Origin of the sequence: Algoriphagus boseongensis (assembly GCF_004362805.1) — a bacterium.
In the GTDB taxonomy this organism is placed as follows: Bacteria; Bacteroidota; Bacteroidia; order Cytophagales; family Cyclobacteriaceae; genus Algoriphagus; species Algoriphagus boseongensis.
In genome coordinates this window covers 136,143-152,570 of sequence record NZ_SNYF01000010.1, presented here as the reverse complement: position 1 = coordinate 152,570, position 16,428 = coordinate 136,143, and the positions used below count along the sequence as shown (strand labels likewise).

Sequence of the window (16,428 nt, the reverse complement as noted above, 5' to 3'; positions counted from 1 at the left end):
AGACTGGAGTACCAGTGGTTTGGCAAGACCCGACCTATCCACAACTGTGACGAGGTGACCTGTACCCCTGCGATGCACCAGCTGAACAGACGTACTGAGCTGAGAGTGGGCAAGACCTCCTACGGCTACACCGGCAGACAAAAGAAGGTGGATACCATGTAAGCACCACAAAACAGAACGGATAACAAATCCTAACCATCAAAAAAGGCCTTCATCTCGAAGGCCTTTTTGGTTTTATATATTAGAAAGTTTTTGAACTGTCTTGAATCAAATAATTCAACTCCTCCATTTCTTTTTCGCTGAGATCTCTCCATTTCCCAACAGGAAGGTCTAAATGAATATTCATAATCCGTATTCTCTTCAATTGTTTGACAGTATATCCGAAGTATTCGCACATTCTTCGTATTTGCCTGTTTAAACCTTGAGTGAGTATAATTCTAAATTTGAATTTATTGATTTGAGATACCTGGCAGGGATCAGTGACGGTGCCTAATATTGGTACACCTGCCGCCATTTTTGAAATAAAAGAAGGATGTATCGGCCGGTCGACAGTTACTATATACTCCTTTTCATGATTGTTTTTGGATCGTAGGATTTTGTTTACAATGTCTCCTTCACTGGTTAATAAAATCAAGCCTTCGCTATCCTTATCTAATCTTCCTATAGGAAAAATCCGCTCAGGATGCCTGATATAATCAATAATATTGTCTTTTTCGCCCTTCACATCTGTGGTAGAAACAATTCCAACGGGTTTATTAAAGGCGATATAGACATGCTTCTTTTTAGGTTTTCCAATCAGTTCACCATCGACTCTTACCTCATCATTTGGAAAAACTTTTGTGCCTAGCTCTGGAATTTTCCCGTTTATGGTTATCCTTTTTTGCTCTAAAAGTAAATCAGCAGCTCTCCTGGAGCAGAATCCTACTTCACTTAGATATTTATTAATTCGAATGGATGATTCTTCAGACATGGCTATAAAAAAAGAGGGATTAATCTGGAATCTACAGATCAATCCCTCCCAGTGAAATTTCCAGAGAATAATTATTCTGTTCCTTGAGTTGGAGGGGACTTTTTATCTGCTAGTAACCTTTCTTCAGTGATACTTATTTGAGATAAAAGCTTCAATGATTCCTCACGCTTGCTGTTAAAGGCGACTAAATTAGCTTTTGAAATCGGCTCTGAAGGCGGAATCTCCTCTTTCAACCAGTCTTCTTGCTTTCCATTTTTCCAAAATCTGAAGCACAAATGTGGACCGGTTGCCAATCCTGTGCTACCCACATAGCCAATGACCTGACCTTGTGATACTCGGGTTCCAGACTTGATGCCTTTTCCGATTTTCGACATGTGAAGGTACTGTGTGGTATAGGTACCGTTATGTTTGATTTTTACATAATTCCCATTTGCCGAAGAATATCTGGCTTCAACTACTGTTCCGTCCCCGACTGAACGAATTTCAGTCCCAGTTCTGGCGGCATAATCTGTTCCTAGGTGAGGCTTATACCTTTTTTGAACAGGATGATATCTGTTTAAATTATAGCGAGAGCTAATTCTGGTATATTCCAAAGGATCTCTGAGAAAGGCTTTCTTAAGGCTGTTTCCTTCTTGATCAAAGAAATTCATTTCCCCATTTTGCTCAAAAGGGATTGCGTGGTAAGGCTTTCCTTTATGTTCAAAAAATGCAAGTTGGATTCCGGACACATCGACAACAGTATTATCAATGATTTTTTCCTGGTAAACTACTTTGAATACATCCCCTTTTTGAAGTGCCTGAAAATCGACTGACCAGCCGAAAAGATCCGCGAATTTGTTGATGATAGGAATAGAGATTCCTTTTTCGTCCATGTCCTGGTAAAGTGATCTTTCAATTGTTCCACCCACTTCTCTCAATCTATATTCTGCTGGCTTTTCAGCTTTATAGATTTCCATAGAGTCAAGATTGAACACTACATATTCAGCAGGATTGGGCTCATAAATGAAAAATTGAGCCTGAGAAGAATCAGATGGGGTAATTACCGTGAACTTTTTATTTGCAGCAATCCAACGTACATCAAATACCTCTTTTGATTTTTTGGCGATTTCATCAATGATCTGATAAGGTACATTGAAAGGGGAAAGGATGGTGGCAAGCGTTTGATTCTTACTGACAGTACCTTCAATAATATTTAATCCCGTTACATCAATCCCATAGAGAAAGACGGATTTTTTGGTCATGGAAATTAAACTATCCTGCTGACCGGCGTTTTCATCTAGTGAATTGGAATTACTGAAAAAAGGATTCTTTTGGAGAAAAGCAGCCGCTACCAAAATTATCATGACGGTAGCTATGCCTATCCATTTGGTCTTCATTATTGGGTGAATTTTTAAGGATGATTGAAATCAACATTCAATCAAGGAAAAACAAATGTTTTTTCCAAGAGAATGGTTTTGGATGGCAAATTAAGGGGCAATTATTATGCCGTGGATTTGGTGAAGGTGTTCTTTTTTGGGATAGGTTTGATTTTGAACTTATTAAAATTTCCACCCTTCTTTCAGAGATTTTCATTGAAATGGGACTTCTGCTGTGAATCTTTCAAAGTTTAATGGATAACTCCTGCCCATTTCTTTATCTTTGACCTCCCAAAATTTAGAATAGAAAAATGTTAAGAACTCATACCTGTGGCGAACTTCGTCTTGAGCATGTTAATCAACTTGTCACCTTGGCTGGCTGGGTACAGCGAGTGAGAAATAAAGGTGGATTGATTTGGGTTGATTTAAGAGACCGATATGGAGTTACTCAATTGATCTTTGAAGAAGGATCTACTGACAAGGCGCTATTGGAAAAAGCTGCTCTGCTTGGGAGAGAATTTGTTGTTCAAGCTTCCGGAAAAGTAATTGAGCGGACCTCAAAAAATGACAAAATTCCTACAGGAAGTATTGAGATAAAGGTTTCTGAGCTGTCAGTTTTAAATCCTGCGAAAGTTCCTCCCTTCATCATTGAGGATGAAACCGATGGAGGAGATGAATTGCGCATGAAGTATCGATACCTTGATTTGAGAAGAAATGTGGTTAGGGAAAAACTTCAGCTTCGTCATCGCATGATGCAAGAAACCCGGAAATACATGGATGCTCAAAACTTCATCGAGGTGGAGACTCCTGTTTTGATTAAATCTACTCCCGAAGGAGCAAGAGATTTCGTCGTGCCTAGCCGGGTGAATCCAGGCGAATTTTATGCCTTACCCCAATCTCCGCAGACTTTTAAGCAATTGTTGATGGTGAGTGGATTTGACAGATATTTTCAAATTGTCAAATGTTTTCGGGATGAAGATTTGCGTGCAGACCGTCAGCCAGAGTTTACTCAGATAGACTGTGAGATGGCCTTCGTTACCCAAGAGGACATTTTGAATACTTTCGAAGGTTTGATTAAGCACCTTTTCTCATCTGTTAAAGGAATTGATTTGGGCTATGTCGAGCACATGACGTTTGCTGATGCGATGAAGTTTTATGGAAATGATAAACCTGATTTAAGGTTTGACATGAAGTTTGTCGAATTGGATCATCTGGCGAAAGGAAAAGGCTTTTCTATTTTTGATCAGGCTGAATTGGTAGTTGGAATTTGTGCAAAAGGAGCTGCAGAATATACCAGAAAGCAAATCGATGAGCTTACTGATTGGGTGAAAAGACCTCAAATTGGAGCCAAGGGGATGGTTTATGTCCGATACAATGCGGATGGAACACTGAAATCAAGTGTGGATAAATTCTACTCTCAAGAAGATTTAGCAGAATGGGCAAAAGCTTTTGGAGCTGAGCCTGGTGACTTGATGCTAGTTTTAAGTGGAGATGCCAAATCCACAAGAAAGCAACTATCTGAACTAAGATTAAAGATGGGTGAAGATTTGGGCCTTCGGGACAAAAGTGTATTCAAGCCGTTGTGGGTGGTTGATTTTCCACTATTGGAATGGGATGAAGAGACCAAAAGATTCCATGCCATGCATCACCCATTTACCTCACCAAAGCGAGAAGATATTCCTTTGCTGGAAACTGATCCAGGTGCCGTTCGCGCAAACGCCTACGATTTGGTGATCAATGGAGTCGAGGTAGGAGGAGGTTCTATTCGTATCCATGACAGAGCTACTCAGCAATTGATGTTTAAGCATTTAGGATTTACGGATGAGGAAGCTCAAAAGCAATTCGGGTTCTTGATGGAGGCGTTTGAATTTGGAGCTCCCCCACACGGAGGTATTGCCTTTGGATTTGACAGGTTGTGTGCGATTTTCGGAGGTTCAGACTCCATCAGAGATTACATCGCTTTCCCTAAAAATAATTCAGGAAGAGACGTGATGATAGATTCTCCAAGTACAATAGCTGATGATCAGCTTGAGGAGCTCTCGATACGGGTAGCTTTGAAAAAATAAACTAGAAGGCTGTTTCGGAAGAAGCAGCCTTTATTTTTTGCTAATCAGATAAGATCGAATTCCCATTACAATCAGCAACTGAGCTATTGCATAAGTTCCCATAATCAGGATTTCGGATTCTGGAAAACTTGAGTAAAATCTATTGATGGCCAAAATTCCATCAGAAGCAAAGAAAAAGAGCGAGCCGATAAATACTTGCCAAAAGGTCGCTGATCCACATTTCCCAAATCTTTCCCTTGCGGTGGCTACCATGCTTACAATTACAATGATGTATGCTATAACGGGAATTTTTAGTGCTCCAAGATTTGGATTGATCAGATAGAAGACGATAGCTGCGGCTAAATAAATTGGGAGATTGAAAAAGAAGGATTTGACGAAGTTGAATTGATCCAGTCTTCCAATTTTATCTTGGGCAAACCGGAAGCCAATGATATAGCAAATGTGTGCCATTAAAAATGATCCCAATCCAAAGACGAAAAGGTGGGGCCACATCAACAGAATATCTCCAAGCCAAGAAAAAATAAGGGCCCCCAAAATAGATTTGGTGAGAATGGTAGAAGAAATAGACTTGGTAATCTGATAGAAATAAAGGATTAATCCCAAAAGGATCAAAGGCTTGGTAAAATACCGGGTAGTATAATCACCTTCTAACAAAAAAGCCAAATCGGCTATCGTTGCTGCAAGAAATAAGTATAGCCAAATGATGTTTTTGTCTCTCAATGGAATATTATTTTGATTTTTGTTCAAATATAAAACAAATGATACCCTTTTTTCCTTAGTTCAGCTGTATCTGTGGTATAATTTAGATTTAAGAAAATGGAGGGGAATAAGATTGCCCTAGATTTCCCGATTTTTTCATAAAATTCTCCGAATTAGCCTCATAAAAAAGACCGGATTTGGCAAATTTTATTTCAAATAGTTGGATTTAGGGTGTTATGCTTTTGTTAAAAAGTGTGAAATTTGCAGTGCAAAAATTAATGTTAACTACTCCTAACAACAGGAAGTCAACCTTACCTTTGCGGAGATTTCTAAATCAAAAACCAGCTTTTACCAAAACAAAAAATTATGAGGCAAAATTTACTCAAAAACTTGGTGACAATGATCTTCCTAGTGCTTAGCACAGGATATGCTTTGTCACAGGGTGTTACTACTTCCGGTATTTCGGGTATAGTAACAGAAGCTAACGGTCAACCTCTTCCAGGTGCGAATGTGGTTGCTACACACTTACCTTCAGGTACTCGATATGGTGCTGTATCCAATGTCGAGGGTAAGTATTCCATCCCAGGCATGCGTGTGGGTGGTCCTTACAGATTGACCGTTTCATTCATTGGATTTTCTACGCAAGAGGTTGACGGTATCGTTCTTTCTCTAGGTGTATTCTCCAATGTGAACGTAACTCTTCTTGAAGATGGTCAGGAACTTTCTGAGGTCGTGGTTACTGCTAGCCAAAACAACCTATTTTCAAATGAGCGTACGGGAGCAAATACCTCAATTGACAATCAAACCCTTAACAAGCTCCCAACTATTTCAAGAAGTATTAACGACTTCACCCGATTGACTCCTCAATCAAATGGACAGTCGTTTGCAGGTCAGGATTCCAGATTGAACAATATCACTGTCGATGGTTCTTACTTCAACAACTCCTTCGGTTTGGGTAGCGGAAGTAATCCAGGTGGTAGAACTGGTGTTTCTCCTATTTCTTTGGATGCGATCGAGCAGATTTCTGTTAACGTAGCTCCTTATGACGTAAGACAAGGAAACTTTACCGGTGCAGGTGTTAACACTGTAACTCGTTCTGGTACAAACGAATTTTCTGGATCAGCTTACTATTTCTGGAGAAACAACAACAACGTAGGTACTGAAGCAGGTGAGAATACTTTCAACCCAGGCGACTTTACTTACAGACAATATGGTTTCAGAGTCGGTGGCCCGATCATTAAGGATAAGTTGTTCTTCTTTGCATCTTTTGAAGATGAGCGTGAAGCAAGACCAGGAACTACTTGGACTGCTAACAGAGGAGAGCCTATTGAAGGTAACGTAACTCGAGTATTAGCTTCTGACTTGGATCAGTTGAGCACTTTCTTGAGAGACAAATTCGATTACGAAACTGGTCCTTATGAGGGATATGACAACGAGACTATCGGTACCAAGTTCTTGGTAAAACTAGATTACAACATCAACGACAAAAACAAGTTGAGCGTGAGATACAACCATTTGGATTCTTCTACAGATGTATTGATGTCTAACTCTTCTTCTCTTGGATTTGGTAGTAGAAATGGTCGTCCTGAAGCCTTGAACTTCCAAAATTCTAACTACAGCATTTTGGAAAATATCCGTTCAATCGTTGGTGAATTGAACACAAGGATTAATAACAACATGACTAACAACTTGATTGTTGGTTATACCTATCAGGATGAAAGCCGCGGAAGTAGAGGCACCTTTTTCCCTATGGTGGATATCTTGAAAGATGGAGCTACTTATACCTCATTCGGTTTCGAGCCATTTACTCCAAACAACGAATTGAGATACAAGACTTTCCAGATTCAGGACAACCTTCAGATTTTTGCTGGAAACCATACGTTGACTTTTGGTTTCAGCTATGAAAAGTATCAGTCTGAAAACGTATTCTTCCCAGGATCCCAGTCTGCATATGTTTACAATTCTTTGGAGGATTTCTACAAGGATGCCAACAACTTCCTTCAAAATGGAAATGCTACTCCAAGTGGTGTTGATTTGAGAAGATTCCAGGTGAGATACAACAACATCCCAGGTCAGGAAAAACCTATTCAGCCTTTGGAAGTAGATTATGTTGGTTTCTATGCTCAGGATGAAATCCAAATGAGAAAGAATTTCAAAGCAACTTTCGGATTAAGAATTGATGTTCCATTCTTTGGAGAAACTGCTTTGAGAAACCCTCAAGTTGAAACTTTGAAATTCAGAGATCAAAATGGTGCTTTTGTTTCCTACAGAACTGACCAGCTTCCAGGTGCCAATATTCTTTGGTCACCTAGATTTGGATTCAACTGGGATGTATTTAATAATCAGAAGACTCAGTTAAGAGGTGGTACAGGTATCTTCACGGGACGTCCAGCTTATGTTTGGATTTCTAACCAAGTTGGTAACAATGGTATTTTGACTGGTTTCGAGCAATTCGACTCTAGAACTGGTTCACCGTTGACATCAAGACCATTTAACCCTAATCCGGATGCTTACAAGCCAACTGAAGTAACTGGTCAGCCAGCTGCATCTTATGAATTGGCTTTGGCAGATCCTAATTTCAAATTCCCTCAGGTTTGGAGATCAAACATCGGTATCGACCAGCAATTACCTTGGGGTCTTGTAGCTACTGGTGAATTCATTTATTCTTCAGACGTGAATGGAATCGCTTATCATAACGGAAACCTTCCAGTACACCAGGGATTGTTCACGGGTCCTGATGATAGACAAAGATGGACTAGAAATAGAATCTATAACTCTAACCCTAGCATTCCTAACGCAATTATCCTTTCAAATCAAGCTGTAGGTAACTCATGGGTTGCCACTGTCTCTGTTGAGAAACCATTTACTAATGGATTCTTTGCTAAGGCTGCCTATAGCTACGGCGAGTCTAAGAATACTGTAGATGCGGGTTCAATTGCTTCTGGTACTTGGTTTAACAACCCAATCTCTGGCGATCCTAACAATCCAGGTCTTGGATTTTCTTCCAATAACCTTGGACACAGAGTTTTTGCTACAGTTAGCTACAACAAAAACTTCTTTAAGTTCGGAAATACTTCATTCTCTCTATTCTGGGAATCAATCACTCAAGGAAATGCTAGCTATAGATTTAGCGGAGACATGAACGGTGATGGTGGTACAAGCAATGACTTGATTTATATCCACAAGAATATCGGTGAGATGAACTTCCAGACTTACACTGCTAGCGGAACTACTTTTACAGCTGCAGATCAAGCTGCTGCTTGGGAAGCGTATATTCAGCAGGATAAGTACCTTAGAGAAAATAGAGGTAAATATGCAGAGAGAGGTGGAGTAATCATGCCTATGGTATCTAGAGCTGACTTCTCTTTTGCTCAGCAGTTGTTTACTAATATTAACAATAAGAAGAACACGCTTGAATTCAGAATTGATATCCTTAACGTAGGAAACTTGCTAAACTCCGATTGGGGAATCGGTGATACTTTCAATTCTACTCAGCCTTTGGTTGTTCCTTCAACTTCTCAAGGAGGTCCTGCTAATGCAGCTGGAGTATCTCAGTATCGTTTGAGAAACTTCGGTTCTAGCTTGATTACTGAAACTTATAGACCAACTGCTGGTGTCTCTGATGTTTGGAGAATGCAATTTGGTTTGAGATACATTTTCAATTAATCTGAACAAAATATAGATTTAAAAGCACCCTGAATCAGGGTGCTTTTTTTATTTTAGATAAAATTTAAATGTTATGAGGTACTTATTTAGCTTAATATTTCTCTTTTCTATGGGTTTTTCTGGCTTGCAAGCGCAAACAGATTCAGTTCTTTTTAAAAATGAAAACCTTTTAATTGGAGAGATAAAGAGTATGGATAGGGGAATTTTGGTTATCGAAACGCCCTACTCAAATGTTGATTTTAAAATTGATTGGAAAGAAATTAAAAGAATTTCTTCCTCAGTAAATTATCTCATTACCCTTTCTGATGGGAGAAGATTTAACGGCTCATTCAGAAGTGTTTCCGACAGTAGCGTATTAATCAACTCCTATATACCTGATAACATTTTAAAAATTGGTTCAAAAGCTAAGAATATCGAAGAAGTCGGTGCTTCCGGAGTAGAAGTTCCAATTGGTTCTATTGTTTACCTAAATGCTTTAGATGAGGGATTTTGGAGTAGATTATCCTTGTTTTTTGATGCAGGCGTCAACTTTACCAAAGCAAATGATTTAAGACAATTTACCTTTAACTCAGGAGTTGGATATCTAGCCGATAGATGGAAGACTAACCTTAATTTCAATAATTTAAGATCTACTCAGTCAAAAACCGATCCGATTAAAAGAACAGAATTGGCTTATTCATTTAACTATTTTTTGCCAAAAGATTGGTTTGTTCTTTATAACCTCAACATGCTTTCCAATACAGAACAGCTCCTAGATTTAAGAGCTTCAAACATGGTGGGGATTGGAAAGTATTTAATTCATACCAATCAAACCTATTTGGGTTTTCAAGGGGGGGTAAACTTGAATAATGAAAAATTTTCTACTGACCCAAGCTCCAGCCAAACTGCAGAATCATTTTTGGCGGCACAATACAATATCTATGATATTGGAGATTTGGATTTATTATCAACTGTCACGGCTTACCCCAGCTTAAGTACCAAAGGAAGGGTGAGATCTGATATCAAGTTTGATATCAGATATGAATTCAAGTTTGATTTGTATTTTAAAATCAGCACTTCCATCAACTATGATAATAAACCTACCGAGGGAGCTTCTAAAACGGATTATATCTTTCAGACCACTATTGGTTGGAAATTGTAGGAAATCGGCTTGACTTTCCTATTTTCTCAAAATGTAACATTAGTATCCCCGTTATTTTCCTTTGATAGCATCAATTTACCTTCAGTAAGTTTTAGCTGAAATAGACGATTTACGTCTATTATTTTTGTTTTTGGCAACTTTTGTTTTTTCCGTAGGGTTGTACCTGTATGTTATACTTTAAGCAATATTTACACCCAGAAAGTAGCGAATGGATCGTGTTTATCCATGGTGCAGGAGGGAGTAGTGCCGTATGGCATAAGCAGCTCAGGGATTTTCAAAAAGAATTTAATCTATTGCTTATTGACCTTAGGGGTCATGGCAAGTCAGCGGATATTCCCAGAGCCATCTGGAAAAATGAATATACTTTTCAGTCTGTCACTCAGGACATCATTGAGGTTTTAGACCATCTTCAAATTCCTCCTGCGCATTTTATGGGAGTTTCTTTAGGAACTATTCTTGCCAGGCAACTAGCAGAATTGGAGCCTACCAGAGTAAAATCCCTAATTATGGCTGGTGCAGTAACTCGACTTACCTTTCAAAGTAGAGTTCTGGTTTTCTTGGGTAATTCTTTCAAGAGAATTATTCCTTATATGTGGCTTTATAAGCTTTTCGCTTTCATCATTATGCCTCTAAAAGGACATGCCGAGTCTAGGAATTTATTTATCCGAGAAGCTCAAAAGCTTTGTCAGAAGGAATTTATTCGATGGTTTACGCTTACTAAGGATATCAATCCATTACTGAAATATTTTAAAGAAAAAGAAATACTAGCTCCAACGCTGTACATCATGGGTGATCAGGATGTCATGTTTCTGGAGCCGGTAAAAAATCTTGTCAAAGAACATAAAAATTCATTTCTGAAGGTTTTAGCGAATTGCGGGCATGTGGTCAATGTGGAAAGACCTGAAGAATTCAACCTACTCTCAATAGCCTTTATTAAAAACCAAACAATCACCACCTCTTCTACCTAATGAAAAAACAGACCAAAATTGTATTGATTATCGGGATCCTTGTGATCATTGCCGTGGCCTTTTTTTACCCTAGACTGGCAGATCAGAGAAGTGAGCCTACAGCATCAGCACCAAGTGGTGGGGGAGGCGGACAGCAGGCCTTACCGGTAGATGTGATTAAGCTGAAGATGGAAACTCTGAAAAACCAACTTCAGGTAACTGGAACCATACTTCCAAACGAATCCGTAAATCTTAGATCCGAAATTTCTGGATTGGTTTCCAGAATCAATTTCAAGGAAGGTCAGTATGTAACCAAGGGCACACCTTTGGTCTATCTCAATGACGATGAGCTTCAGGCTCAGTACCAAAGACTTCAATTCACCCAAAAACTTTTTGAAACTCAGGAAAATCGTCAAAAGCAATTGTTGGCAAGAGAGGCGATCAGCCAGGAGGAATACGATATCGTGCTTAACCAATACAATACTGCTATTTCAGATATCAAATTGGTCGAAGCTCAATTATCCAAAACGGTGATAAGAGCTCCTTTCAATGGGATTTTGGGCTTACGTCTTATTTCTGAAGGTTCGGTTATCGGACCAAACAATGATATCGTCAGCATTGTGAATATCGATCCAATCAAGATCGAATTTTCAATACCAGAACGATACGCAAGTCAAGTCACCGTTGGCTCTCCTATTTATTTCTCCAGTGAATCTTCCCCTGAAGAGGTTGAAGGTAAAGTATATGCCTTCGAGCCTCAGGTAGACTTGGCGACTAGAACTTTGAAATTAAGAGCTCAAAGTCCCAATAAGCAGGGTAAGTTTCTCCCGGGGATGTTCGTGAAGATTCGCTTTATCCTGGATGTGGTTGAAAATGCCTTGATGGTTCCGGCGGAGTCAGTTATTCCTGAATTGGAAGGATATAAAGTATTTGTGGCCACCGCAGATGGGAAAGTGGAGCAAAGAAGAATAGAAATTGGTACCAGAACAGAATCTCATGTCCAGGTTTTATCTGGCTTGAATGAAGGCGATTTGGTTCTCACTACGGGTGTAATGCAAGCACGACAAGGAATGTCGGTAGTAGCTACAGTAATCAATTGATATTATGGCTAGTCTTTCAAATCTAAGTATCAACCGGCCTGTACTGGCCATAGTAATGTCCCTGGTTATTCTTCTTTTCGGAGGGATCGGGATTTCGCTTCTTGGTATTCGGGAGTACCCGAGTGTGGACCCTCCGGTGATCAATGTGAGTACGACCTATGTAGGTGCTAATGCTGACGTGATCGAGGCTCAGATTACCGAACCTTTGGAAGAGCAAATCAATGGTATTCAAGGTATCAAGTCTCTAACTTCCACTAGTGCCGACGGCAGAAGCAATATTACTGTAGAATTTGAAGTGGGTGCTGACCTTGAAGCTGCCGCAAACGACGTGCGGGACAAAGTTTCAGGTGCACAAAGAAACCTGCCTCCAGATGCTGAGCCGCCAGTGGTATCCAAGGCAGATGCGGATTCACAACCAATTGTAGCTGTAAATGTGGCCTCAACCAACCGAAGCTTGTTGGAGCTTACTGATATTGCTGACAAGATTTTTAAAGAAAGACTGCAAACGATCCCAGGTGTCAGCAGGGTTCAGATTTGGGGGGAAAAAGAATATGCCATTCGACTCAGAATGGACCCTCTAAAAATGGCTTCTTATGGAATTACTCCATTGGATGTATTGCAAAAAGTCCAAAGTGAAAACTTGGAGCTTCCTTCAGGTAGAATTGAAGGACAAAATATTGAGCTTTCAGTTCGTACCAAAAGCCGCTTGAGTTCTCCTCAGGAATTCAATGAGCTGATCATTAAAGAGGATCAAAATAACATTGTTCGCTTTCAAGATATTGGCAATGCAGAGCTTTCCGCTTTGAATGAAAAGACGGTTCTGAAGCGCGATTTGGTTCCAATGGTAGCTGTAGTTTTAGTACCCTTACCGGGTTCAAACAACATTGAAATCGTTGATGAATTTTACAGAAGATTAGAACAAATTAAAAAGGATCTTCCGCAAGACGTATCTGTAGAAATCAACTTTGACTCAACAGAGTACATTAGGAAGTCTATTGCTGAAGTAGAAGAAACAATCATTACAGCTTTCCTTCTGGTGGTAGCGATCATCTTCCTTTTCCTAAGAGATTGGAGAACCACCTTTATTCCTGTGTTGACGATTCCGATTTCCTTGATCGGGGTATTTTTCATCATGTATTTGCTTGACTTCTCCATCAACGTGCTTACCCTTTTGGGGATTGTACTTTCCATTGGATTGGTGGTGGATGATGCCATTGTAGTATTGGAAAATATCTACGCTAGAATAGAAAAGGGAGAAAAACCACTAGAGGCAGCCCAGAAAGGATCCGAGGAGATTTTCTTCGCGGTTATTGCTACAACAGTGGCTTTGGCAGCAGTATTCCTTCCGGTAATATTCTTGACCGGTACTACAGGTCGTTTGTTCAGGGAATTTGGAATTGTGGTAGCAGGTTCTGTAATCATTTCCTCCTTCGTGGCTTTGACCATGACCCCGATGTTGAGTGCCAAATTGCTCAAAAGAAGAGAGAAGCAAAGTGCCTTTTACAATATTACAGAGCCCTTCTTTATTTGGTTAAACGATATTTATGAGAAGGCCCTGGATGGATTCATGAAGGTAAAATGGATGGCCTTTGTTTTGGTATTAGCCATGGCTGCAGGTATTTATGGATTGTTTATCAATCTTCAAACCGAGTTGGTACCTATCGAGGATAGAGGAGAATTAAGAATTAACCTTTCTGGTCCAGAAGGCGCCACTTTTGGGTATATGGATCGGATTGTAGATGAATTAGCAAAAGACCTAATGGAAGAAATTCCTGCCGAAGAAAGATTGGGAGTCACCTCCGTGACTTCTCCTGGTTTCGGAACAGCTAATACCAACTCAGCTTTTATCCGTCTGTATTTAGCAGATGCTCAGAATCGCACTAGAACCCAGCAGGAAATTTTCAACCAAATCAATGGAAAACTGAGGACAGTAACTGCCGTTAGGGGATTTGCACAGCAGCCAGTATCCATCGGCGATAGACGAGGTGGACTTCCTGTGCAATATGTGCTTCAGGCACCAACAATTGAGAAGCTAAAAGAAGCCATCCCTCCATTTATGGAAAAAGTAGGTCAGAGTGATGCCTTCATTTTCTCTGATATCAATTTGAAATTCACAAAGCCGGAATTGGAAATTGAGATTGACCGGGAAAAGGCAAGAAATATTGGAGTTTCTGTTCAGGAAATTGCCCGGACGCTTCAGCTTTCTTATTCAGGACAGCGCTTCGCTTACTTCATCATGAATGGAAAGCAATACCAAGTAGTCGGCGAAATGAGACTTCAGGACCGTAATGAGCCGATTAACCTAAGAATGCTCTATGTAAGGGGAGGAAATGGACAGCTGGTTCAGTTGGACAACTTGGTGAAGGTTAAAGAAAATAGTACCCCACCTCAATTGTATCGATTTAATCGATTTGTAAGTGCTACCGTATCAGCGAACCTTGCCGAAGGATATACCATTGGCGATGGTTTGGATGAAATGGATAGAATTGCCTCAGAGGTTTTGGATGATACCTATTCTACTGACGTATCAGGTCCTTCTAAGGAATTCCGCGAAAGCTCCAACAGTTTGCTTTTCGCATTCATCTTTGCCTTGGTCTTGATTTATCTCGTGCTTTCAGCGCAGTTTGAAAGTTTCTTGGATCCGTTGACTATCATGTTTACAGTACCATTGGCTCTCTTTGGCGCTTTGGGAACGCTTTGGTTGTTTGGGTTTACCTTGAATATTTTCAGTCAGATCGGGATTATCATGTTGATCGGTTTGGTAACCAAAAATGGTATTTTGATTGTGGAATTTGCCAATCAAAGAAAGGCTCAAGGTTTACCAGTAGATGAAGCCATCTTTGGAGCAGCTGTAGCCCGATTCAGACCGATTTTGATGACCTCTTTGTCTACAATTTTGGGGATTTTACCAATTGCTCTTGCTCTTGGAGCTGGAGCAGAAAGCCGGGTACCAATGGGTGCTGCTGTAATCGGAGGATTGACTTTCGCAACTGTGCTGACTCTATTTATTATCCCAGCTATTTATACTTACCTAACCTCTAAACAAGGTAGATTAGCTAGAATTTGATGAAAAAATCAACCCTATTATTCTTACTTAGTCTTGGTGTCTTGAGCAATGCCTTTGCTCAGGAGTCTTTGGATTTAGAAAAAGCAATCTCTATTGGTTTGGAGAAAAATCTTCAAATCAAGATTGCAGTAGATAATGTCACTATTCAGGAAGGGAATAAAAAAATCGGCGTTGGGGATTTATTCATGCCCACAGTCGATGCGACTTATCTCCGTTCTTTTGCTCAGGAAGATGTAACGCAAAGGTTTGTGAACGACCCTGAGCCAAGGCAAATTGACAATGCAAAAACTCGAAATGAGAACTTTAACATTGTGGGTTTGTATGGTTTTAGACCGGAGTCAGTTGTGACCATGAAACGCTTGGGGCAATTGACTGAAATCTCTGAGTTGGAAGCCAAAATTGCTGTAGAAAACACAGTTGCAGGAATTTCAACAGCCTATTATCGCTTGATTCTTGAGCTTCAGAGATATCAGGTACTAAAGGAAACCTTGAGACTCAGTAAAGCCCGTTTGAATATTGCCCAGGCGCAGTATGAATTAGGTGGAGCTGGGAAAAGAGACTTTCTTACCGCCCAAGTAGATTACAATGCGGATTCAAGTTTGCTCCTTACCCAAGAGCAGGTTATCCAAAATGCTCGAGTAAACCTGAACGAATTGATGGCGGTAAATCCCGGTGAAGATTTTGCAATAAATGATACCATTATCATTGATCGGAGATTGACCTTCGCTGAATTGGAAGAAAATGCCTTCATGGAAAACAAACTCTTGTTGATCAATCAGCGATTGAAGAATGTCGCCTTTTTGCAAACCAGAGAATTACAAGCATCCAGATTGCCAATTTTGAACTTGAATGGCACCTATGTGAATAACACCTCAAATTCTGATGCAGGATTCCTAGTGCAAAACCAGAGACAGGGTTTTAACTACGGAGGAAACATTACCGTGAATTTGTTTAGCGGATTTACCTTGAATAGGAGAATTCAGAATGCAAAAGTCCAGCAGAGAATTCAGGATTATTCCTTGGAGCAATATGAGATTCAGCTGCAATCCGACATTCAAAGAGCCTTCAATACCTATGAAAATAACCTGAGGCTATTAACCATTGAGGAGAAAAACTTCCAAGTAGCCAAGGAAAACTCTGAGATCGCCTTGGAAAGATTCCGTTTAGGTATTGCCTCCTATCTTGAATTTAGGGATGCTCAGGTCAATTTGCTGACAGCTGAAAACCGATTGATTACCTCAATTTATCAAATTAAGGAGCAGGAAATCGAGCTGTTGAGACTCTCAGGAAAAATCTTCTTCCAAAACAGTATGGAGGATTTTTCTTTAAATCCTTGATCAATAAAACCTTGAAAACGGAGCTCTGAAAAGAGCTCCGTTTTTTATTTGCCTTTTTTAACAATTCCTACAATTTTATT

11 protein-coding genes are annotated in these 16,428 nt (G+C 39.9%); 8 read left to right on the top strand and 3 right to left on the bottom strand.

Annotated features, from left to right (window positions below; genetic code table 11):
* Positions 1 to 241 precede the first annotated feature (241 nt).
* Positions 242 to 970, bottom strand: coding sequence for a 23S rRNA pseudouridine(2604) synthase RluF (gene rluF, locus DFQ04_RS17380; protein ID WP_133558230.1), 729 nt, complete (start codon positions 968 to 970; stop codon positions 242 to 244).
* A gap of 71 nt (positions 971 to 1,041) precedes the next feature.
* A complete protein-coding gene (locus DFQ04_RS17375; RefSeq protein ID WP_133558228.1) occupies positions 1,042 to 2,346 on the bottom strand; it encodes a M23 family metallopeptidase in 1,305 nt (434 codons plus the stop codon).
* Positions 2,347 to 2,366: 20 nt separating this feature from the next.
* Between DFQ04_RS17375 and DFQ04_RS17370 the strand changes: the two genes are divergently transcribed.
* Together DFQ04_RS17370 and aspS are read left to right on the top strand one after the other, a co-directional pair.
* A complete protein-coding gene (locus DFQ04_RS17370; protein WP_133558226.1) occupies positions 2,367 to 2,564 on the top strand; it encodes a hypothetical protein in 198 nt (65 codons plus the stop codon).
* A gap of 72 nt (positions 2,565 to 2,636) precedes the next feature.
* The gene (gene aspS / locus DFQ04_RS17365) at positions 2,637 to 4,391 is read left to right on the top strand and encodes an aspartate--tRNA ligase (RefSeq protein WP_133558223.1); all 1,755 of its coding nucleotides are present in this window, start codon (positions 2,637 to 2,639) and stop codon (positions 4,389 to 4,391) included.
* 30 nt (positions 4,392 to 4,421) lie between these two features.
* Here aspS and DFQ04_RS17360 read toward each other — a convergent pair whose 3' ends face one another.
* Positions 4,422 to 5,111: a lysoplasmalogenase gene (locus DFQ04_RS17360; protein WP_133558221.1), complete on the bottom strand. Its 690-nt coding sequence runs from the start codon at positions 5,109 to 5,111 to the stop codon at positions 4,422 to 4,424.
* Positions 5,112 to 5,489: 378 nt separating this feature from the next.
* Between DFQ04_RS17360 and DFQ04_RS17355 the strand changes: the two genes are divergently transcribed.
* The 6 genes from DFQ04_RS17355 to DFQ04_RS17330 all read left to right on the top strand — a co-directional run bounded on the left by DFQ04_RS17355 (position 5,490) and on the right by DFQ04_RS17330 (position 16,348).
* The gene (locus DFQ04_RS17355; RefSeq protein ID WP_243739710.1) at positions 5,490 to 8,756 is read left to right on the top strand and encodes a TonB-dependent receptor; all 3,267 of its coding nucleotides are present in this window, start codon (positions 5,490 to 5,492) and stop codon (positions 8,754 to 8,756) included.
* 73 nt (positions 8,757 to 8,829) lie between these two features.
* A complete protein-coding gene (locus tag DFQ04_RS17350; protein ID WP_133558217.1) occupies positions 8,830 to 9,897 on the top strand; it encodes a DUF481 domain-containing protein in 1,068 nt (355 codons plus the stop codon).
* A gap of 167 nt (positions 9,898 to 10,064) precedes the next feature.
* On the top strand, positions 10,065 to 10,865 hold the full coding sequence (locus DFQ04_RS17345) for an alpha/beta fold hydrolase (protein WP_133558215.1): 801 nt from the start codon (positions 10,065 to 10,067) through the stop codon (positions 10,863 to 10,865).
* Entirely contained in the window at positions 10,865 to 11,944 is a 1,080-nt protein-coding gene (locus DFQ04_RS17340; protein WP_133558213.1) for an efflux RND transporter periplasmic adaptor subunit, read from the top strand. Before DFQ04_RS17345 ends, DFQ04_RS17340 begins: the two co-directional genes overlap by 1 nt.
* A gap of 4 nt (positions 11,945 to 11,948) precedes the next feature.
* Positions 11,949 to 15,011, top strand: a complete 3,063-nt coding sequence (locus tag DFQ04_RS17335) for an efflux RND transporter permease subunit (RefSeq protein WP_133558211.1) — start codon at positions 11,949 to 11,951, stop codon at positions 15,009 to 15,011.
* Entirely contained in the window at positions 15,011 to 16,348 is a 1,338-nt protein-coding gene (locus DFQ04_RS17330; RefSeq protein ID WP_133558209.1) for a TolC family protein, read from the top strand. Before DFQ04_RS17335 ends, DFQ04_RS17330 begins: the two co-directional genes overlap by 1 nt.
* Positions 16,349 to 16,428: the final 80 nt, after the last annotated feature.